20 protein-coding genes are annotated in these 17,443 nt (G+C 72.3%); 11 read left to right on the top strand and 9 right to left on the bottom strand.

The genetic code is table 11. The features are described 5' to 3' along the window. Positions 1-73 precede the first annotated feature (73 nt). Genes ACIG3E_RS27920 through ACIG3E_RS27910 form a run of 3 tightly spaced genes read left to right on the top strand, consistent with a single transcriptional unit; the run spans position 74 to position 2,486 of the window. Positions 74-610, top strand: a complete 537-nt coding sequence (locus ACIG3E_RS27920) for a hypothetical protein (protein ID WP_399621930.1) — start codon at positions 74-76, stop codon at positions 608-610. A gap of 2 nt (positions 611-612) precedes the next feature. Continuing rightward, positions 613-1,824 (top strand): histidine kinase, encoded by a 1,212-nt coding sequence (locus ACIG3E_RS27915; protein WP_399621928.1) that lies wholly within the window; start codon positions 613-615, stop codon positions 1,822-1,824. After that, complete coding sequence (locus tag ACIG3E_RS27910) at positions 1,821-2,486, top strand: response regulator (protein ID WP_399621926.1); 666 nt, start codon at positions 1,821-1,823, stop codon at positions 2,484-2,486. The genes ACIG3E_RS27915 and ACIG3E_RS27910 overlap by 4 nt, the downstream gene beginning before the upstream one ends. A gap of 42 nt (positions 2,487-2,528) precedes the next feature. Here ACIG3E_RS27910 and ACIG3E_RS27905 read toward each other — a convergent pair whose 3' ends face one another. Next, positions 2,529-2,846 carry a hypothetical protein gene (locus ACIG3E_RS27905; protein WP_399621924.1) on the bottom strand — a complete coding sequence of 106 codons (318 nt, stop codon included), beginning with the start codon at positions 2,844-2,846 and terminating at the stop codon, positions 2,529-2,531. A gap of 117 nt (positions 2,847-2,963) precedes the next feature. On the opposite strand from ACIG3E_RS27905, the gene ACIG3E_RS27900 reads away from it, so the two are divergent. Beyond that, positions 2,964-4,472 carry an acyl-CoA synthetase gene (locus tag ACIG3E_RS27900; RefSeq protein ID WP_399621921.1) on the top strand — a complete coding sequence of 503 codons (1,509 nt, stop codon included), beginning with the start codon at positions 2,964-2,966 and terminating at the stop codon, positions 4,470-4,472. A 124-nt stretch (positions 4,473-4,596) separates the two neighbouring features. Continuing rightward, positions 4,597-4,935 (top strand): SCO0607 family lipoprotein, encoded by a 339-nt coding sequence (locus ACIG3E_RS27895; protein WP_399621919.1) that lies wholly within the window; start codon positions 4,597-4,599, stop codon positions 4,933-4,935. A 40-nt stretch (positions 4,936-4,975) separates the two neighbouring features. Here the strand turns inward: ACIG3E_RS27895 and ACIG3E_RS27890 are convergent, their stop codons facing one another. Then, positions 4,976-5,311, bottom strand: a complete 336-nt coding sequence (locus ACIG3E_RS27890; RefSeq protein WP_399621917.1) for a cupin domain-containing protein — start codon at positions 5,309-5,311, stop codon at positions 4,976-4,978. 71 nt (positions 5,312-5,382) lie between these two features. Between ACIG3E_RS27890 and ACIG3E_RS27885 the strand changes: the two genes are divergently transcribed. Together ACIG3E_RS27885 and ACIG3E_RS27880 are read left to right on the top strand one after the other, a co-directional pair. Further along, positions 5,383-6,318 (top strand): GlxA family transcriptional regulator, encoded by a 936-nt coding sequence (locus ACIG3E_RS27885; RefSeq protein ID WP_399621914.1) that lies wholly within the window; start codon positions 5,383-5,385, stop codon positions 6,316-6,318. Continuing rightward, entirely contained in the window at positions 6,315-6,659 is a 345-nt protein-coding gene (locus tag ACIG3E_RS27880) for an alpha/beta hydrolase (protein WP_399621912.1), read from the top strand. Before ACIG3E_RS27885 ends, ACIG3E_RS27880 begins: the two co-directional genes overlap by 4 nt. Before the next feature lie 27 nt (positions 6,660-6,686). Here ACIG3E_RS27880 and paaK read toward each other — a convergent pair whose 3' ends face one another. From paaK to ACIG3E_RS27860, 4 genes are all read right to left on the bottom strand, one after another. Continuing rightward, positions 6,687-7,988, bottom strand: a complete 1,302-nt coding sequence (paaK, locus tag ACIG3E_RS27875) for a phenylacetate--CoA ligase PaaK (protein WP_399621910.1) — start codon at positions 7,986-7,988, stop codon at positions 6,687-6,689. Positions 7,989-8,135: 147 nt separating this feature from the next. After that, the gene (locus ACIG3E_RS27870) at positions 8,136-8,954 is read right to left on the bottom strand and encodes an SAM-dependent methyltransferase (protein ID WP_399621907.1); all 819 of its coding nucleotides are present in this window, start codon (positions 8,952-8,954) and stop codon (positions 8,136-8,138) included. Between the two features lie 144 nt (positions 8,955-9,098). Next, positions 9,099-9,311, bottom strand: a complete 213-nt coding sequence (locus ACIG3E_RS27865; protein ID WP_138967539.1) for a DUF397 domain-containing protein — start codon at positions 9,309-9,311, stop codon at positions 9,099-9,101. Between the two features lie 21 nt (positions 9,312-9,332). Then, on the bottom strand, positions 9,333-10,208 hold the full coding sequence (locus ACIG3E_RS27860) for a helix-turn-helix domain-containing protein (RefSeq protein WP_399621904.1): 876 nt from the start codon (positions 10,206-10,208) through the stop codon (positions 9,333-9,335). Positions 10,209-10,603: 395 nt separating this feature from the next. Here ACIG3E_RS27860 and ACIG3E_RS27855 point away from each other — a divergent pair, with 395 nt between their 5' ends. Both ACIG3E_RS27855 and ACIG3E_RS27850 read left to right on the top strand, forming a co-directional pair. Then, positions 10,604-11,077, top strand: a complete 474-nt coding sequence (locus ACIG3E_RS27855) for an ATP-binding protein (RefSeq protein ID WP_399621902.1) — start codon at positions 10,604-10,606, stop codon at positions 11,075-11,077. A gap of 123 nt (positions 11,078-11,200) precedes the next feature. Continuing rightward, the gene (locus ACIG3E_RS27850; RefSeq protein ID WP_399621900.1) at positions 11,201-11,944 is read left to right on the top strand and encodes a hypothetical protein; all 744 of its coding nucleotides are present in this window, start codon (positions 11,201-11,203) and stop codon (positions 11,942-11,944) included. Between the two features lie 5 nt (positions 11,945-11,949). Here the strand turns inward: ACIG3E_RS27850 and ACIG3E_RS27845 are convergent, their stop codons facing one another. From ACIG3E_RS27845 to ACIG3E_RS27835, 3 genes are all read right to left on the bottom strand, one after another. Beyond that, on the bottom strand, positions 11,950-12,420 hold the full coding sequence (locus ACIG3E_RS27845) for a GNAT family N-acetyltransferase (RefSeq protein ID WP_399621897.1): 471 nt from the start codon (positions 12,418-12,420) through the stop codon (positions 11,950-11,952). Between the two features lie 45 nt (positions 12,421-12,465). Then, positions 12,466-13,500: a PucR family transcriptional regulator gene (locus ACIG3E_RS27840; protein WP_399621894.1), complete on the bottom strand. Its 1,035-nt coding sequence runs from the start codon at positions 13,498-13,500 to the stop codon at positions 12,466-12,468. Positions 13,501-13,575: 75 nt separating this feature from the next. Next, positions 13,576-14,433, bottom strand: a complete 858-nt coding sequence (locus tag ACIG3E_RS27835) for a universal stress protein (RefSeq protein WP_399621891.1) — start codon at positions 14,431-14,433, stop codon at positions 13,576-13,578. A 241-nt stretch (positions 14,434-14,674) separates the two neighbouring features. Between ACIG3E_RS27835 and ACIG3E_RS27830 the strand changes: the two genes are divergently transcribed. Then, positions 14,675-15,208, top strand: coding sequence for a hypothetical protein (locus ACIG3E_RS27830; protein WP_399621889.1), 534 nt, complete (start codon positions 14,675-14,677; stop codon positions 15,206-15,208). Positions 15,209-15,354: 146 nt separating this feature from the next. Then, positions 15,355-17,403, top strand: coding sequence for a restriction endonuclease (locus tag ACIG3E_RS27825; protein ID WP_399621886.1), 2,049 nt, complete (start codon positions 15,355-15,357; stop codon positions 17,401-17,403). Positions 17,404-17,443 lie beyond the last annotated feature (40 nt).

Below are 17,443 nucleotides of genomic sequence, written 5' to 3'. Positions count from 1 at the left end.
GCGGCTGATCTCCACCCCCGGTTCCACCCATGGGTCCAGGTGTTCCGGGCCTCGTCGCAGGAGCCTTGAGGGCATGACGACAACGGAGTGGATCACCGACATCGCCCTCGTCCTGGTCGTCTTCCGGCAGCTGCGGGAAGACCGACTCGACCTCAAGACCTTCCTGGTCCCCCTGGGAATCGTGGCCTTCGTGGCGTACTCGTACCTGGACTCCCTCCCCACCGCGGGCCATGACCTGGTGCTGATCGCGGCCCTGATGGGCGTGGGAGCCGCGCTCGGTGTCGCCGGTGGCGTCTACACCCGGATCCGCACGCTCGACGGACACGTCCTGATCAAGGCGGGGGCGGTATCGGCGATCCTGTGGGTCGCGGGCATGGGCGCGCGGATGGGATTCCAGATGTGGGTCGAGCACGGCGGCGGAGCCGACGACGTGGCCCGGTTCAGCCTCGCGCACCACATCACCGGCGAGCAGGCCTGGGTGACGGCGTTCGTGCTGATGGCACTCACCGAAGTGGTGACGCGCGTGGCCACGATCTTCATACGCAGCCGGAGCCGGAGCCGCGGCCTGACGGTGACCCGCCCCGTGCCCGCCGTCGACCGTGCGGCCTGACCATGCAGTATGTTCTGCCCGTGTCCGCTACGCCGAGTGCCCCGACGCCCCAGCAGGCCGCGGAGCGGGACGCGGGCCCGCGGCCGGTTCCCGGGCAGGACCCGCGGGTGCAGTGGGCCGTGTCCCTCGCCGTCATCGCCGTCGGCGTCCCGACCATCCGGCCCATGGGCTTCAGCGGCCGGGGCCTGGCCGTCGCCGTCCTCTTCGTGGTCAACGCGGCGGCGCTGCTGGCCCGGCGCCTGCCCGAGCACAAGGTTCCCCAGTACCTCGCCCTGGTCTGGCTGTCGCTCGGCATCGTCGCGGCGGCCGCCCTGATCGGCGTCAGCAGCAGCGGCACGAGTTACCTCTTCGCCTTCTTCCTCGCCGGTCACATCGGCTACCGGCTGGAGACCAAGCAGGCCCTCGTGCTCGCCGGGGCCTGCGGCCTGCTCTGCGGCGGCGTCCTGTACTTCCACCTCGGCCCGGGGCACGAGCTGTTGCCCTGGACGCTCGGTCTCACCACCGGCACCCCGGTCCTGATCGGCATCATCAACCGCAGCCAGCGCCGGGCCGTACGGGCGGCGATCGACGCGGCGGAGTCCGCCGAGCGCGCCGCCCGGGCCGAGGCCCGGACCGCCGTGCTGACCGAGCGCAGCCGCATCGCCCGGGACGTGCACGACGTCCTGGCACACTCGTTGGCCGGGATCAACATGCAGCTGGAACTGGCCGACGCGCTGCTCGACACCGGCGACCTGGACCGGGTGCGTGCGGCCAACAACAAGGCCCACGACCTGGTCAAGGAGAGCCTGAAACAAGCACAGTGGACCGTGCACGCGCTGCGCGAGGACGCGCTGCCGCTCCTGGACAGCCTGACCGCGATGCTCGCCTCGACGGGCCATCGCGATGCCCTCACCGTCACCGGAACCGTCCGCGCCGTGTCGGCCCAGGTGACCCAGAACCTGCTGCGCATCGCCCAGGAGGCACTGACCAACGCCGCTCGGCACGCGCCCGGGGGAGAGGTCGGCGTGGAGCTGGAGTTCACCGCCTCATCGACCACGCTGAGCGTCCGCAACCGCCCCGCCACCCGTAAGGTGAGCGTGGACGTCGGCAGCGGAATGGGGCTGATCGGAATGCGCGAACGCGTCGCCCTGCTCGGCGGAACGCTCACCGCGGGCCCGGTCACCGACGGGCCGTACCAGGGCGGCTGGCAAGTGGAGGCAGTGATCCCGGGATGAGTGAACCGACGCAGGAGCCGCGGCGGCTGAGGGTGGTCGTCGCCGACGACCAGGCCGCCGTGAGGGAACCGCTCGCCGCGGTGCTCGGGCTGACCGAGGACATCGACGTCGTCGCGTCCGCCGCGCACGGCGGCGAGGTGCTGACCGCAGTCGCGGCCGGGCCGGTGGACGTCGTCCTGATGGACCTGAGGATGCCCGTGATGGACGGCATCGAGGCAACCCGCCGACTGAACGAGGAGCACCCGGAGGTGGCGGTGGTCGTCCTCACCACCTTCGCCGACGACGACTCGATCCTCGGCGCGCTCGGCGCGGGAGCCCGCGGCTACCTCACCAAGAACGCGGGCCGCCAGGACATCACCCGGGCGATCCGGGCCGCTGCCGCCGGTCAGTCCGTGCTCGACCGCGAGGTCCAGGACCGGCTGCTCGCCACCGTCAGGACCAAGGCGCCCACACGGGGACAGGCCCTGCCCGAGGACCTCACACCCCGCGAACGCGAGGTCCTCGCACTGATCGGCCAGGGCCTGCCCAACCGCGCCATCGCGGAGAAGCTCTTCATCAGCGAGGCCACGGTCAAGACCCACATCAACAACCTGTTCGCCAAGGCAGCCATCCGCGACCGGGCCGACGCCGTCCGCCGCGCCATCGAGGCGGGGCTCGCCTGACGGTGGGCTGCTCCCGTCCCGGAAGGCACCGAGGCGGCCCCCTCAGGGCTCGTACAGAGGCAGGAAGTGAATGACCGCTTCCTCATACGGATGGGCATCCCGGACCGCCTGCTGGACGGCAGGGGCCTGTTCCACCTCACAGACGGACTCGACCCTGCATTCCCTGCCGTGCCGCACCACACCCACCTCCCCGTCATACGGCTGCGCACCGGGCAGCGGCTGCCACCTACCGGTCACGCTCCACACGCTGGAACACCGCGCGTACTCACCCACCCGCCCCGCCCCGGCCGCGTGGAGCGCCTCGACCACCACCTCCACATGCGTCTCCGGAACGGATATCTCGATCTTCAGTCGCGTCATGACCGGGACCCTAACAACGTGCCCTGATGAGCGGCCTGGTCAGCACACCAGGAGCCGTCGCCAAGAGGGCACGGCCCCCCTCTTGACCCCCGCCCCGGCGACCCACAGGATCACGCCATGACGGATGTCCGCAGCAGTACGGTCGACGGGGTCCTGCGGCGTAGTGCACGCCGTTCGCCGCAGGCTGTTGCCCTGAGGTACGGCGAACGGGTGTGGACGTACGCCGAGTTGGATGACGCCGTTTCCCGGGCGGTGCGGGTTCTCGGGGAGAGCGGGCTCGGGCGGGGGGACCGGGTCGCGGCGTACGGGCACAACTCCGATGCCTACCTGATCGGCTTCCTGGCGTGCTCGCGGGCGGGCTTCGTGCACGTGCCGGTCAACCAGAACCTCACCGGCGACGACCTGGCGTACGTCATCGAACAGTCCGGGAGCACGCTGGTGCTCGCCGACCCGGACCTCGCACCCCGGCTGCCGGACACCGTGCGGGTGGTGCCCCTGCGCGACGCGGCCGACTCACTGCTCACGCGGCTCGCCGCCGTGGCGCCGTACGACGGGGAGGAGCCGGACAGCGGCGACCTCGTGCAGCTCCTGTACACCTCGGGCACGACCGCCCACCCCAAGGGCGCCATGATGAGCCACCGCGCCCTGATCCACGAGTACGTCAGCGCGGTGCACGCCCTGGATCTGAAGGCCTCGGACCGGCCGCTGCACTCGCTGCCGCTCTACCACTCCGCGCAGCTGCACGTGTTCCTGCTGCCGTACCTGGCGGTGGGGGCCGAGAACACGATCCTCGACGGGCCCGACGCCGCGCGGATCCTGGACCTCGTCGCGGCGGGCCGCGCCGACAGCCTCTTCGCGCCGCCCACCGTGTGGATCGGGCTCTCCCAGCACCCCGACTTCGCCACCCGCGACCTGAGCGCGCTGCGCAAGGCGTACTACGGCGCGTCGATCATGCCGGTGCCGGTCCTGGAGAGGCTGCGGGAACGGCTGCCGGGGCTCGCCTTCTACAACTGCTTCGGGCAGAGCGAGATCGGCCCGCTCGCCACGGTCCTCGGGCCCGACGAGCACGAGGGGCGGATGGCCTCCTGCGGGCGGCCGGTCCTCTTCGTGGAGGCGAAGGTCGTCGACGTCACCGGCAAGGAGGTGCCCGACGGGACGCAGGGCGAAGTCGTCTACCGCTCCCCGCAGCTGTGCGACGGATACTGGGGAAAGCCGGAGGAGACCGAGGAGGCCTTCCGCGGCGGCTGGTTCCACTCCGGTGACCTGGCCGTGCGCGACGCGGAAGGCTACTTCACCGTCGTCGACCGGGTGAAGGACGTCATCAACTCCGGCGGCGTGCTGGTCGCTTCACGCCAGGTGGAGGAGGCCCTCTACACCCACCCCGCCGTCGCGGAGGCGGCGGTGATCGGCCTGCCGGACGCGCGCTGGATCGAGGCCGTGACGGCCGTCGTCGTCCCGGCCCACGACACGGCACAGGTCACCGAGGCCGAACTCATCGCCCACGCCCGCGAGAAGCTCGCCGCGTTCAAGGCCCCGAAGCGGGTCCTGTTCGTGGACGAACTGCCCCGCAACGCCAGCGGCAAGATCCTGAAGCGGGAGCTGCGGGACCGGTTCTCGGACGGCTGACTCCAGCGGCGCGGTACGCGAACCGCCGACCGCCAGGGCCCGGACCTGAGTACGCGTACTCAGGTCCGGGCGGGCACGTTCGACCACAGTGGGAGGCGGACCGGACAACCCACAGGAGACGACCATGTCCCCCAGCCCCACCCGCCCGCGCACCGCCTCCCGCCGACGGACCCGCACGGCCGTGGTCGCCGCGCTCACGGGAGCCGCCGCCGTCGTCGCGCTCAGCGGCTGCTCCGGCCTCTCCTTCCGGGACGACATCTGCGGCGGCGGTGAGTACCCCGTCATGACCATCGGAGGGACCGGCTCCGCCTGCGTCAAGGACGGCACGAAGGAGCCGAAGGGATACACGCGTTACCCCGAGGGCAAGGTGCCGCAGAAGGTCGACGACAAGTGGGACGTGTACTGGCGCACGCACACCGTCGACAAGAAGGGCGACATCATCGACGCACCGGACGCGGAGTGACCCGGCCCCGGCAGCTCGTCCCCAGCCCTCCGGCTCGTCCCTAGCCCTCCGGATAGAAGACGAACAGCGTGCAGCCGGTGGTCGTCGAGGGCACGTGCCACGAACCGGCCGGGGCGTGCAGGAACGTACCGGGCGGGTAGTCGCGAGCCCCGTCGTTGAAGGTGCCCGCGACGACGTAGACCTCCTCGGGGCCGGGCTCGTGGACGTCGCGGTGCGGCCAGGACGTACCCGCGTCCATCTCCAGCATGGTGGCGTGCGCGCCGGTCGGCCCCCGCCACAGGGGACGGACGCGGATGCCGGGGAACAGCTCGCGGACCGGGGCTTCGGCGGCAGGGACGGAGGTGTAGCCCTCCTGCATGAGTATCTCGGGGTGCATGCCCACCACAGTGCCGCCTCCGAGCCGGGCGGAGCAGAGTCTGCCCTGACGCCATGGGGTACTTTTGTGCCATGCATCGCGTGGTGGCTCTGGTGCGGCCGGTGCAGTCGGTCTTCGAACTCGGCTGCGCCGTCGAGGTCTTCGGCACCCAGCGGCCGGGCGTGCCCCGGCACTACGCGTTCGAGACGTGCGCGGAGGTGCCCGGCCCGGTGCCGACCACGGGTGGGTACGCGATGTCCGTGACGCGGGGCCTGTCGGCGATCGAGGCGGCGGACACCGTGGTCATCCCCGGCTGGCTGCCGGTGGAGGAGCCGCTCTCCGACGGCGTACGCGAAGCGCTGCTGCGGGCGCACGCGCGCGGGGCGCGGCTGGCCACGATCTGCTCCGGCGTGTTCGCGCTGGCCCGCACCGGGCTCCTGGACGGCCGCTCGGCGACCACGCACTGGGCGCGTGCCGAACAGCTGCGGCGCGAGTTCCCCGAGGTGCGGGTGGAGCCGGACCGGCTCTACGTGGACCACGGCGACGTCGCCACCAGCGCCGGCGCGGGCGCCGGGTTCGACCTGTGCCTGCACCTCGTACGGAACGACCACGGGGCCGCGTACGCCGCCCTGCTCGCGCGGCACATGGTGCTGCCGCCGCACCGTGAGGGCGGCCAGGCGCAGTACGCCCCGCCGCCTCCGCCGGGGGACGCGCTCGACGGGCTGCTGGAATGGGCCGACGACCGCCTCGGGACGCCGTTGTCGGTGACCGACCTCGCCGCGCGCCTCGGCGTCTCGCCCCGCACCCTGGCCCGCCGCTTCGCCGACCAGCTCGGCATGAGCCCGGGCGCGTGGCTGCTCTCCCGGCGGGTGGCCGCCGCCCGCACCCTCCTTGAGGAGACGGACCTGCCCGTCGAGGCGATCGCGGCCCGCGTCGGCCTCTCCTCCGCCGTCAATCTGCGGCGCCGCTTCCGCGCCCGGACCGGCACGACCCCGGGCGCCTACCGGCGAGCGTTCCGCGTCCCATGAGCCACCGGCCCGAGCGTCCGGCTGCCGTGCCCGTCGAGTACGTCGCCGGTCCCGGCGGGCACCGCCTGTGCTACCGCGACCACGGCCCGGCACTCCTGGCCCTGCACGGCCACTTCACCGACGGCCGCACCTTCACACCCCTGGCACGGGCCCTGGCGGGCCGGCAGCCGCGCCTCGTGCGCGCCCTCGTCGTCGTGGACATCGGGGCCGCGCGGGCGCGGGACATGGCCCGGCGGCGGGCGCGGGTCCGGCTGGTGGAGCTGGACACCGGGCACACCGTGCACGAGACCGACCCGGAGGGGTTCGCGGGGGCCGTGGGTGGCTTTCTGGCAGGGCTGTGAGTGGGCGTGCGCGCCCGGGGGCCTCCGTCAGGGCTTGCGGTTGCGCATGTCCACGATCCGCTTCACCTTGCCCACCGACCGCTCGATCGACTCGGGGTCGACGACCTCCGCCGAGATGGAGACGCCGATGGAGTCCTTGACCGCCGACTCGACCTCGCGCGCGGCGGTGACGCGGCGCCCGCGCGGCGTGTCCACGCGGGACTCCACACGCACCGTGAGGGCGTCCATGCGGCCCTCCCTGGTGAGACAGAGCTGGAAGTGCGGGGCGAGGCCCGGCGTGCGCAGGATGATCTCCTCGATCTGCGTGGGGAAGAGGTTCACACCGCGCAGGATGACCATGTCGTCGCAGCGGCCCGTGACCTTCTCCATGCGGCGGAAGACCCGGGCCGTACCGGGAAGGAGACGCGTCAGATCCCGGGTGCGGTAGCGGATGACGGGCATGGCCTCCTTGGTGAGCGAGGTGAAGACCAGCTCGCCGAGCTCGCCGTCGGGCAGCACCTCACCGGTGATCGGGTCGACCACTTCCGGATAGAAGTGGTCCTCCCAGATGTGCAGGCCGTCCTTCGTCTCGACGCACTCCTGCGCGACCCCGGGGCCGATCACCTCCGAGAGCCCGTATATGTCCACGGCGTCGATGGCGAACCGCTCCTCGATCTCGTGCCGCATCTCCTCCGTCCACGGCTCCGCGCCGAAGATGCCGACCTGGAGGGACGTGTTGCGCGGATCGATGCCCTGCCGCTCGAACTCCTCCAGGAGCGTGAGCATGTACGAGGGCGTCACCATGATGATCTCGGGGCGGAGGTCCAGGATGAGCTGCACCTGGCGCGCGGTCATGCCGCCGGACGCGGGGATCACCGTGCAGCCGAGCCGCTCCGCGCCGTAGTGCGCGCCGAGCCCGCCGGTGAAGAGGCCGTAGCCGTAGGCCACATGGACCTTGTGGCCGGGCCTGCCGCCCGCGGCCCGGATCGAGCGGGCCACGACGTCCGCCCACATCGACAGGTCCTGCTCGGTGTAGCCGACGAGCGTGGGACGGCCCGTGGTGCCGCTCGACGCGTGCAGGCGCCGCAGCTCTGACTGCTCCACGGCGAACATCCCGAAGGGATAGTTGGCCCGCAGGTCCGCCTTCGTGGTGAAGGGGAAGCGGGCCAGGTCGGGCAGCGTATGGCAGTCGTCGGGGCTGAGCCCCGCCGCGTCGAACGCGGCCCGGTAGAAGGGAACGTTCTCGTACGCGTGCAGCAAGGTGTCCTGAAGGCGCTCGAGCTGCAGCGCTTCGAGCTCCTCACGACCGAGCCGCTCCGCGGCGTCCAGGAGTGCCGGTGTACGCGCCATGGGCGGATACCCCCGTCCGAGCCGGGCGGCCGAGCTATCGGCCGATCTTGTTTCGGGGTCAGTAATTCAAGCTTTCATGGCTTGTGGCAAGGGTCTCGTACCCCGTGCCGTAGCCGCAGCAGCGGGCGCGGTGCGCCCGGCGGGAAACTAGGGTTTGCGGGCGACCGCGCCGTACATGGCGATGTCCTCGTCCTTGATCATTTCACCCTCCGTGCCGTCCGGGCGCCACTTGTGGACCTGGACGATCCCGGGCTCCACCAGGTCCAGGCCTTCGAAGAACCGCCCGGCTTCGGCCCGGGTGCGCAGCCGCATGGGCAGGCCCCGCGCCGCGTATTCGCGTGCCACCCGCGCCACGTCTTCCGGCGCGAAGTCGGCGGTGCCGACGGACATCGCCAGATAGCTGCCCGACGGCAGGGGTTCCAGGAGCCGCTTGACGATGCCGGTGGCGTCGTGCTCGTCGAGGAGGAAGTGCACGATGGCGATGATCGTGAGCGCGACGGGCTGGTCGAGATCCAGGGTCTCGCGCAGCTCGGGGGCGTTCAGGATCGTGTCCGGGTCGAGCATGTCGGCCTCGATGTACGAGGTCATGCCCTCGGTGGTGCTGGCGAGCAGCCCCTGGGACAGCGTGAGCACGATGGGGTCGTTGTCGACGTACACGACGCGGGACGCCGGAGCGACCGACTGGGCGATCTCGTGGAGGTTCGGCGAGGTCGGGATGCCGGTGCCGATGTCGAGGAACTGCCGGATGCCCGCCTCCCGCGCCAGATACGTCACGGCGCGGTCCATGAAGTCGCGGTTGGCCCGCATGTGGATGGGCAGGGCGGGCCACTCCTGGGCCATCACGTCCCCTGCCTCCTTGTCGGCGGGGTAGTAGTCCTTGCCGCCGAGTATGTAGTCGTAGATGCGCGCCGAGTGCGCGCTGGCGGTGTCGATCCGGTCGGCCGGCCATCCGTCGTCGTGCGACACGGCCCCTCCTGTCAGTCGTGATCTCGCCCTGCGGCGAGCTGTGCGTTCAGTTGCGCGGCGTGCCTGTGTGGTGAACCGTTTCGCGGGAGCGGCCCGGGCCGTGCGCGGAACGGGGGAAGAGCTGGGCCCCTAGGGGCCGCCGTCCTAGCAGAGGAAGTCGGCGTCGCCCGCCTTCACGCTCGCGAGGAAGCGGGCCACTTCACGCGGCGTGAGGATCAGCGCGGGCCCGCCGGGGTCGGTCGACTGGCGGAAGGCCACCCGCCCGTCGACGAGCTTCTTCGCCTCGAGGCAGGCGCCTCCGGCGTCATCGCTCCAGGGCTTGCGCCAACCGTGGGCGCCGAGCTCCCGGGAAGGCATGCCGTTGCGTATGGGGTGCACTCACAGCTCCTTACGGATCGCGCCGAGCAGGGCTTCGGTCTTCCGGGCGGGCGCCGCCTGGGCGCCGAGGCGGTCCAGGGCCTCGCGGTAGACCACCACGTCGTCGCCCTTGTCGAGGTAGACGGCCCCGACCAGGCCGTTGACGTAGACGATGTCCGGCAGCTCCGGGGCCTTGAACCGGAAGATGTGGAACGCTCCCGCCCGCATGGCCGGGTGGGGGCCGTTCTTGAAGGGCATGATCTGCAAGGTCACGTGGGGCTGCGCCGTCACCGCGATCAGATGGTCGATCTGCGCGCGCATCACGGCGCCGCCGCCGACCGGCCAGCGCAGCACGGTCTCGTCCATCACGACCCACAGGTGCGGGGGAGCGGCGCGGGTCAGCAGTTCCTGACGCTCCATGCGCAGGGCGACCTGGCGCTCCGTGACCTCGGCCGCGGCGTGCGGGTTGCCCGCGCTCAGCAGCGCGCGGGCGTAGTCCTCCGTCTGGAGCAGGCCGTGGACGAACTGCGACTCGTAGGCGCGGATCTGGTGGGCGGCCTGCTCCAGGCTGAGGTAGGCGGCGAACCAGTCGGGCATCACGTCGCGGTACGAGTGCCACCAGCCGCGCTGGTTGGCCTCGCGGACCGACTGCAGGAAGGTGTCGATCTCGCGCTGGTCCGCGACGCCGTACGTCCGAAGGAGCTTCTCGACGTCGGAGAGGCGCAGCCGCGCCACCTTGGCGGCTTCGAGCCGGCGGATCGTCGAGTGGCTGACGCCGATGGTCTCGCCCGCCTGCTCGTACGTCAGACCGGCGCGCGTCCGCAGGTCCTCAAGGCGCTTGCCGAGGATCATGCGCAGGACCGAGGGGGCGCCGCCCCACGCCGTTCGCGCTGCCATGCCCCACCTCCCCGCACCTGTACGCGGTCGCGCCCGCCGAGGGCGTCTCACCGGTGCCTCGATCGCAGTCTGTCACGATCATCGGCCGATGTGAGCAGCTTGCGCGTGACGAATTGAAAATTTCAACTCAGCGGTTGCAGTCCGCTCTTCACAGGTGTCACAGTGGATGCGCTGTCAGGAGCATCAAGAGACCGTGATCATCATGGAGTTGACGGTCCGTCATGACAGAACGGGCCCGGCCGGGCCCAGGCCATGACTCGCCCACGGTGGTGCCGATCCGGCGCCACCGCCCCGGCGGCCCGACGACGGGCGGAGGGCGAGCACGTACGCGTCGTCACGCCGTGGTGCGTGGCCGACACCGTCGGTGAGGCGACGGCGAACGAAAGGCGACCCACGTGGTTTCCCCCACCCACCCCACGCCTTCGGATCTCGTGCCCGGGCCGCTGCCCGCGCACCGGTCGACCGTGTTCCGTTTACCGGCCGTCGCCGCCTCCGTACGGGCGGCGCGCATCCACGTACGCGAGCGGATGGCGGAGTGGAGCCTCGCCCCGGAAGTCGGCGACGACGCGGTCCTGTTGATCTCCGAGCTCGTCACCAACGCGATCGCGCACGCCTTCGGCGACCACGTGGTGTGCCGGTTGTGCGTGACCGGACAGCGGCTCCGCATCGAGGTCGAGGACCAGGCCCGGGGGGACACGGTGCCCGCGCCGCGCCCACCGGACCTCGACAGGGAGAGCGGGCGCGGCCTCGCGCTGGTGGACGCGCTGGCGCAGGACTGGGGCGTCACGCCGACCGGCGGCGGTTCCGGCCAGATCGTCTGGGCCGAGCTGTCGCCGGTGGCACCGGACTTCGGCGGCGCGGACGCCTGAGGAGCCTGGCGGGCGTCTGAGGGGCTGCCTGCGGACGTCCGGGGGCGCCGCGGACGCCTGAGCAGTGCTTCCGGTACCGGCACGTGCCTGACAGGCGCGTGCCGGTACCCCTAGGTTTTCCCCGTGGACGCGCTCACGTGGATCTCGGCGGCCGTGGCGTTGGCCAGTGCCGCGACGACGGCGTTCCTGGGCTACTGGCAGCAGCGCCGGACAGCCGCGGCCGAGCGGCTCAACTACATGAACCAGTACGGGGCGTCGCTCGCCTGGGCGGCCTTCGACCTCCAGAGCCGCCTCTACAACGTCCTCCGCGGCAGGTACCTGGTCTTCTTCCTGCTCCAAGGCACCGAGCAGGACGCGGAACTGGCCCGGCGCAGCACTGTCTACGTCCTCGCCGAATACCTGGGCTGGGTCGAAATCCTCCGGCGGGACGTCCAGTTCCTCGACCTCGGCGGCAGCCGCCCCAACCGCCGCGTCATGCACCAGCTGTCCCGGATCGCCGAGACCCTCAACAGGTCCACCGCCTACCACGACGAGCTGCGCCTGTTCCGGATCCAGCAGCGCGCCATCGGCAGCGTCATGATCCACCCCGACAGCGAGCCGGGCCGCAGGCGCTGCCTCGACTACGCGGAGTTCTGCGAACGCCTCGACGCCGACGAGCGCTTCAGGGCGTGGTTCGCCGCGGCGCTGGCCGACGTGGACACGATCGCCGCGGACGGCGCGCCCTCCGCGCCGCGCCTCCAAGCGCTACAGCGCCAGCTCGTCGAACTCGTCGACCTGCTCGACCCGGACGGCGTACGGTTTCCGCAGTTCCACCGCCAGCGGTTCGCGGACGACGAGGAGGGCACGGCCCCTTCGCGCGCCTGGTGAGCGGCTCACACCGGCATGGCGCACCGGAAGACCTGCCGCGAGCCGCCCTCCGGCCCCGGCTCCGCGGCCTCGGCCGGGGTGAAGCCGAGGCGGGCGTAGAAGTCGCGCGCGCCGCTGGTGACGGCGCCCGGGTGGTCGGCCCCGAAGGTGATCACCTCGATGGTGCCGGGGCCGGGGCCGAACCGGCGCCCGGCCTCCGCCATCAGCGCCTGCCCCACGCCTTGGCCGCGGGCTTCCGTGGAGACGACGAGCCAGTGGACGTGGTACGTCGGGGCACTCCCGCCGAACAGGAGCCCGCCCAGCAGGCCCGTCCCCGAGGGCGCGGGGGCGACCAGGGCCGAGGAGTCGCCGATGTGGTCCCGCACGGCACGGTGGAAGCCGGGCTCCTCCACCATCGGGCCGAACCAGTGCTCCACCTGGGCCGCCAGGCTCAGGAAGCCGGGGAAGTCGTTCTCAGTCGCGAGTCTGACGATCATCGGGCCAGTGTCACAGGCGCGCGGCCGCCCGGTGCCGTGGGGGCCTCAACTGTCCAGCAGTCGCCACGCCGTGAGGGCGAGGGTGGCGCGGATCAGGCCCGCGGGCGTGGTGAGTTCGATGCCCAGGGCCTTGCCGATCAGATCGAGCCGACGGGCGACGCTGCTGTGGTGCAGATGGAGCCGGTCGGCGGCGCGGCGCAGCGAGCCCGTGGCGCAGTAGGCCTCCAGCGTCTCCAAGTCCTCGGGGGCGTCGGCGACGAGGCCGATCGCGGCCACGTCGGCGTTGCCGCGCGCGGCCTCCCGCGGCACCTGCGCGAGGAGCGCGAGCGCGCCCAGGCCGTCGTAGCGGACGACCGGCCTCCGCTCGGTGGCGAAGCGCAGTGCCGTCCGGGCCTCGCCCCAGGACCGTTCGGGGCTGTCGGCGGTGCCGACGCCCGCGCGCACGCCCGCCGGGAAGCGGTCCAGGTCCACGGCGCTGGCCAGGACGACACCCACGTCACCGAGTGGGGCCGCCTTCACCGGGCGGTCCGGGCAGAGCGCGGCGCTGATCCGGTCGAGCGGAAGGGACGAGCGTACGGCGACGACGCGCAGCGGCACCCCGGCGGCGAACCCCAGCAGGCGCAGCGCGCGGGCCCTGGCCGCCGCGTCGCTGTCGCCGCTGACGGCGAGCTCGACGAGGGCGGGGTCGGCCATGGTGGTACGGGCCGGACCGTACCGCTCGACCACCGCCGCGGCGGCGATGGCGAGCCGGTCGAGGAGCACCTCGTCGAGCGGCCCTGCCGGTCCGGCGCGCTCCAGCCACACCGCGCCGATCTCCTCCTCGTCGAGCGTGACCGGCGCTGTGGAGGACGCGGTCGGCGCTGGAGCGGTCGCCTCGGTGCCGTCGGGCGAGAAGCGGATCGGCCGCCCCGCGCCGTGCAGCCGGATCCCGGCCGCGCACTCGGCGAGGCCCGCCGACGCCCGGGCGAGCGCCGGGAGGTCGACCCGCCGTCGCATCAGCGTGTCGTAGAACATGACGACGCGGATCGCGCCCTCGACATGCGCATCCAGCTGGGAAAGACGTGCGGCCAGTGCCTCCATGAACAGGAGAATAAGCGGCGCTCGGCGCACGGCCCCTGACGGAGCGAGTGCCGCATCCGGCGGTCCGTACGAGGTTCACGCCGGTTGCGGCACGACGGCGACCGGGCAGGCGGAGTGGCGCAGAAGCGTGTGGGCGGTCCGGCCGAGGCGCGGCCCGCGACCTCGCCGGGCTCCGACGACGAGCAGGTCGGCACGGGCCGAGGCGCCGAGGAGCACCCGGTGCGCGGCGCCTTCGACGACGTGCTCGAGCACCTTCATGGAGGGGTGGTCGGCCACGGCGTCGCGCACGGCTGAGGCGAGGCCGTCCGCCGCGCGCCGCTCACCCCCGGCCCGGTGACCGGCGCCGCCGGTCCCGTACAGGGGACGGCGCCACACCCGTACGGCCTCCAGGACGACGTGCCGCCGCTCGGCCTCGTCGACGGCGAACCGGACGGCTGCCGCCGAGAGGCCAACTTCTCCGACGCCGACCACGACGCGCTGCCGCGTCCCGGCCCTGGCCTGGTTGTCGTGGCGGCCGCGGAGCACGATCACCGGGCAGTCGGCCCGAGCGGCGACGCCGAGGCTGACCGAGCCGAGCAGCAGCTCCACGATCCGGCCGCGCCCGCGTGAGGCCATCACCAGCGCGACCGCCTCGCGGCCCTCGCGCAGCAGCGCCGGGATCGGATCCCCGGCGCTGACCCGGACGGAGAGCTTGAGGTTCTCGTCGCGCCGCCGCGCCCGCCGCGCGGCGATGCCGACGACGGTGTCGGCCAGTTCCTCGGCCGACGGATCGCCCCGTACGTCCGCGAGCGTGAGGTCGCCCCCGCCCTCCCGCGACGCGGCGTGCACGAGGCACAGCGGTACTCCGCGCACGGCGGCCTCGTCGGCGGCCCAGTCGACGGCACGAAGGCTGTGCTCGGACCCGTCGACTCCTACGACGAGGGGGAGTTCCATGCACCTCACCTCTTCCGAGGACGCTCAGTGGTGCGTTCCTGTGGGCATCGAGCGGTGCGGAACAACGGCGAACGCGTGGATCGCCGTGGGCAGGCAGGGGGAGACATACGGCGTCACGAGTCACGCCGCTCCGCCAAGATGCTCAGATTCCGTACGCCGGTGACGCGCGGTGCTGCGGCCCGCACGGCGCGGTGGGACGCTTTCGGCAGGCAGCGTACCCACGGCTGTCCAGGGGGATGCGATGCGGACAAGGCGACGCCTCAGGGGCGCGGGCGCGGTGGCCCTCGTGGTGGCTCTCGTGGTCTGCGGCGCGGCGGGCTGCGGCGGTGGCGGCCGGACCCCGTCGGATCAGCGGGGCGGCACCGACGGACCGGCCTCCTCGCTCGCCTCGGCGCAGTCCGACGGTTCGAGCGCGGACGCACCCGGCGACCGGGGCGGTGGCACCGGCGATCACGGCACGGACGGAGACGGCGGGGGAGTGGGCGGCGGCGACGGCCGCGAGGGCGGCGGCGAAGGCGGGGACGACATCCCTCCGGCCTCCGCGCCACCCGTCGCGCCCGGCGAAGGCGAGATCAGCGGTATCGGGGTGTACCCCGGTGGAGACATCGGCGGCGTCGACAGCAGCAGCCCCTCCGTCGACGGGACGACCGGCAGCACCTCCAGCTCACCGCCGCAGCCGTGCGGCGACTCCGGTGGCGGGGGCGGTTCGTGCGCCCCGTCGGCCACGCCCGGATCGTCCGCGGTAGCGCCACCCACGCCGGGCGGCGGATCCTGAAGAGGGTCCGGGACTTTGCCCCCGGCACGTTTGGAGATGCGCGTCGATTGCTGGATAGAGTTGTTCCCTCTTGATTCATCACCGCTGGTCGAGGGGGCGATCGGCGGTCGGTGGACGACTGACGTCCTGGGGAGGGCTTGCCGCGCATGAGTCGTCGCTCTAGTGGTCTGGTCGGTGTCTGGGCCGAGGCGCAGCGCCAGCAACAGCGCCAGAGGGAAGCCGAGGCCAGGCTGCGAAGGGAGCAGGAGCGGGAGGCTCGTGCCCGGCAGCGCCAACAGGCCCGCGACTACCGGGAGTACCGCCAGACGGAGGCCAGGCGGCGGACCGAGGAGCTGGACGCCCAAGTCGAGGCCCTCCAGGGGCTGTTGACGGCAGGGTGTCGCGGGCCCGCCTTCCGGGCGGCCATGCTCCTGCGGGCCGAGGAGGTCGAGCCGTTCTCGCCGGGGCACCTGGCCGTGCCGGTCACCATGCCGGACCCGAACCAGTACCAGGCCCAGGGCGGTTGGACGGCGAGCCGCCGCGCACAGGCGCAGGCCGAGGCGCGGGCCAGGTTCGAACACGACTGGCGGGCCGCGCAGGCGGCGGAGACCCAGCGCCAGCAACAACTCGCGGCGCTGCACCAGCAGTACGCGCAGTGGGCCGAGAGCCAGCTCTCGGAGGTGCGCGGCTACAACGCGAGCATCGCCGAGGTGTCCGCGGGAGTGCGGCGCGGTGACCCCGAGTCCGTGGTGGAGTACTTCTCCGCCGCCCTCTACGCCTCCACCGCCTGGCCCGAGAGCTTTCCGCGCCGGATCTCCGCGGCCTACGATCCGGCGGCACGACAGCTGGTCCTCGACTGGGAGCTCCCTGGCTTCGGCGTCGTCCCCGAGACGAAGGCCGTGCGGTATCTGGTCACTGCCGACGAGGAGAAGGAAACACCGCGCCCGGTGACCCAGCGCCGGTCCCTGTACCGCGACGTCCTCGCGCAGTGCCTGCTGCTCGTCCTGCACGACCTCTTCGCCGCGGACGAGCACGGGGCGCTCGAGTCGGTGGCCCTGAACGGATTCGTGGACGACCACGACCCGGCGACGGGCAGACAGACCGAGATCTTCCTGGCCACCGTCATGGCGCCGCGCTCCACGTTCACGCAGATGCGTCTGGAACAGGTGGACGCGGTGAGCTGCCTGGCCGACGGGCTGCGGGGCCAGCTGACGGCACGGCCGGACCAACTGGTGCCCGTACGCCTCGGACGCAGGCCCCACGACGTGGGCAACCACGTCGTGACCCACGGCGGTGACGGCGACGAACCGGACCTGTACGACATGGATCCGATCGTGTTCGAGTCGCTCGTCGCGGACCTCTTCCGCGCCATGGGCATGCAGGCCGTGATGACGCAGCGCTCGAACGACGGCGGTGTGGACGTCGACGCCCTGGACCCCACTCCGATCCGCGGCGGCAAGATCGTCGTGCAGGTGAAGCGCTACCGCAACACCGTGCCGCCCACGGCGGTGCGCGACCTGTACGGCACGGTCCAGGACCAGGGCGCCAACAAGGGCGTGCTCGTCACCACGTCGGGATTCGGGCCCGGCTCCCACACCTTCGCCAACGGCAAGCCCCTGGAGCTGATATCGGGCAGCGAGCTCGTCGACCTGCTGCACCGGCACGGACTGCACGGCCGCCTCGGCGAGCGCACCGCGCCCTCGCCGCCTCCGGCCCCCGAGCCGCAGTCGCAGGACCACAACGTCCTGGGCATGTCCTGGTCCGGCCCCGTGGCCCTCGACGTGTGCGCTCTGGTCTGCTCGGGCCACCGCGTCCTCAGCGACGACCACTTCGTGTTCTTCAACAACCCCCGGACGCCGGACGGAGCGGTCCGCGCCCACCCCGCCACGCCGCCCGACAAGGCCGCCCTCCGCGTCTCCTTCGAAGCGCTGCCGGACGCGGCGGACCGGCTGGCCCTCGTGGCCGCGATCGACCCCGAGGCCAACCCCGACGCGGACCTGTCGGGCTTCACCGACGCCCGCATCCGCCTGCTGGATCCCGCGCTGACCGAACTCGGACAGCTCGAAGTCTCCGACGGCCGCGCGGGCGAGACGGCCCTGGTCCTGGGGTCCTTCCGCCGCCGGGCGAGCGGCGACTGGGACTTCGTCGTGGGAGGCAAGGGATACCCGGGCGGCCTGGAACAACTGCTGCCGGACTACGGGATCGCCGTGGAGTAGGGGTCCGTCCCCTAACCTCGTGCGGGGAGACGTCAGCTCC

Source organism: Streptomyces sp. NPDC053474 (genome assembly GCF_044544845.1).
Classification (GTDB): Bacteria; Actinomycetota; Actinomycetes; order Streptomycetales; family Streptomycetaceae; genus Streptomyces.
The sequence above is the reverse complement of the archived record's forward strand: the minus strand, read 5'-3'. Positions and strand labels throughout refer to the sequence as shown.

What these genes read in the sequence shown, in the direction of transcription:
- ACIG3E_RS27920 (WP_399621930.1), top strand. Translation starts at nt 74, where the DNA reads ATGACGACAACGGAGTGGATCACCGACATCGCCCTCGTCCTGGTCGTC.
- ACIG3E_RS27915 (WP_399621928.1), top strand. Translation starts at nt 613, where the DNA reads ATGCAGTATGTTCTGCCCGTGTCCGCTACGCCGAGTGCCCCGACGCCC.
- ACIG3E_RS27910 (WP_399621926.1), top strand. Translation starts at nt 1,821, where the DNA reads ATGAGTGAACCGACGCAGGAGCCGCGGCGGCTGAGGGTGGTCGTCGCC.
- ACIG3E_RS27905 (WP_399621924.1), bottom strand. Translation starts at nt 2,846, where the DNA reads ATGACGCGACTGAAGATCGAGATATCCGTTCCGGAGACGCATGTGGAG.
- ACIG3E_RS27900 (WP_399621921.1), top strand. Translation starts at nt 2,964, where the DNA reads ATGACGGATGTCCGCAGCAGTACGGTCGACGGGGTCCTGCGGCGTAGT.
- ACIG3E_RS27895 (WP_399621919.1), top strand. Translation starts at nt 4,597, where the DNA reads ATGTCCCCCAGCCCCACCCGCCCGCGCACCGCCTCCCGCCGACGGACC.
- ACIG3E_RS27890 (WP_399621917.1), bottom strand. Translation starts at nt 5,311, where the DNA reads ATGCACCCCGAGATACTCATGCAGGAGGGCTACACCTCCGTCCCTGCC.
- ACIG3E_RS27885 (WP_399621914.1), top strand. Translation starts at nt 5,383, where the DNA reads ATGCATCGCGTGGTGGCTCTGGTGCGGCCGGTGCAGTCGGTCTTCGAA.
- ACIG3E_RS27880 (WP_399621912.1), top strand. Translation starts at nt 6,315, where the DNA reads ATGAGCCACCGGCCCGAGCGTCCGGCTGCCGTGCCCGTCGAGTACGTC.
- paaK (WP_399621910.1), bottom strand. Translation starts at nt 7,988, where the DNA reads ATGGCGCGTACACCGGCACTCCTGGACGCCGCGGAGCGGCTCGGTCGT.
- ACIG3E_RS27865 (WP_138967539.1), bottom strand. Translation starts at nt 9,311, where the DNA reads ATGCCTTCCCGGGAGCTCGGCGCCCACGGTTGGCGCAAGCCCTGGAGC.
- ACIG3E_RS27860 (WP_399621904.1), bottom strand. Translation starts at nt 10,208, where the DNA reads ATGGCAGCGCGAACGGCGTGGGGCGGCGCCCCCTCGGTCCTGCGCATG.
- ACIG3E_RS27845 (WP_399621897.1), bottom strand. Translation starts at nt 12,420, where the DNA reads ATGATCGTCAGACTCGCGACTGAGAACGACTTCCCCGGCTTCCTGAGC.
- ACIG3E_RS27840 (WP_399621894.1), bottom strand. Translation starts at nt 13,500, where the DNA reads ATGGAGGCACTGGCCGCACGTCTTTCCCAGCTGGATGCGCATGTCGAG.
- ACIG3E_RS27835 (WP_399621891.1), bottom strand. Translation starts at nt 14,433, where the DNA reads ATGGAACTCCCCCTCGTCGTAGGAGTCGACGGGTCCGAGCACAGCCTT.
- ACIG3E_RS27830 (WP_399621889.1), top strand. Translation starts at nt 14,675, where the DNA reads ATGCGGACAAGGCGACGCCTCAGGGGCGCGGGCGCGGTGGCCCTCGTG.
- ACIG3E_RS27825 (WP_399621886.1), top strand. Translation starts at nt 15,355, where the DNA reads ATGAGTCGTCGCTCTAGTGGTCTGGTCGGTGTCTGGGCCGAGGCGCAG.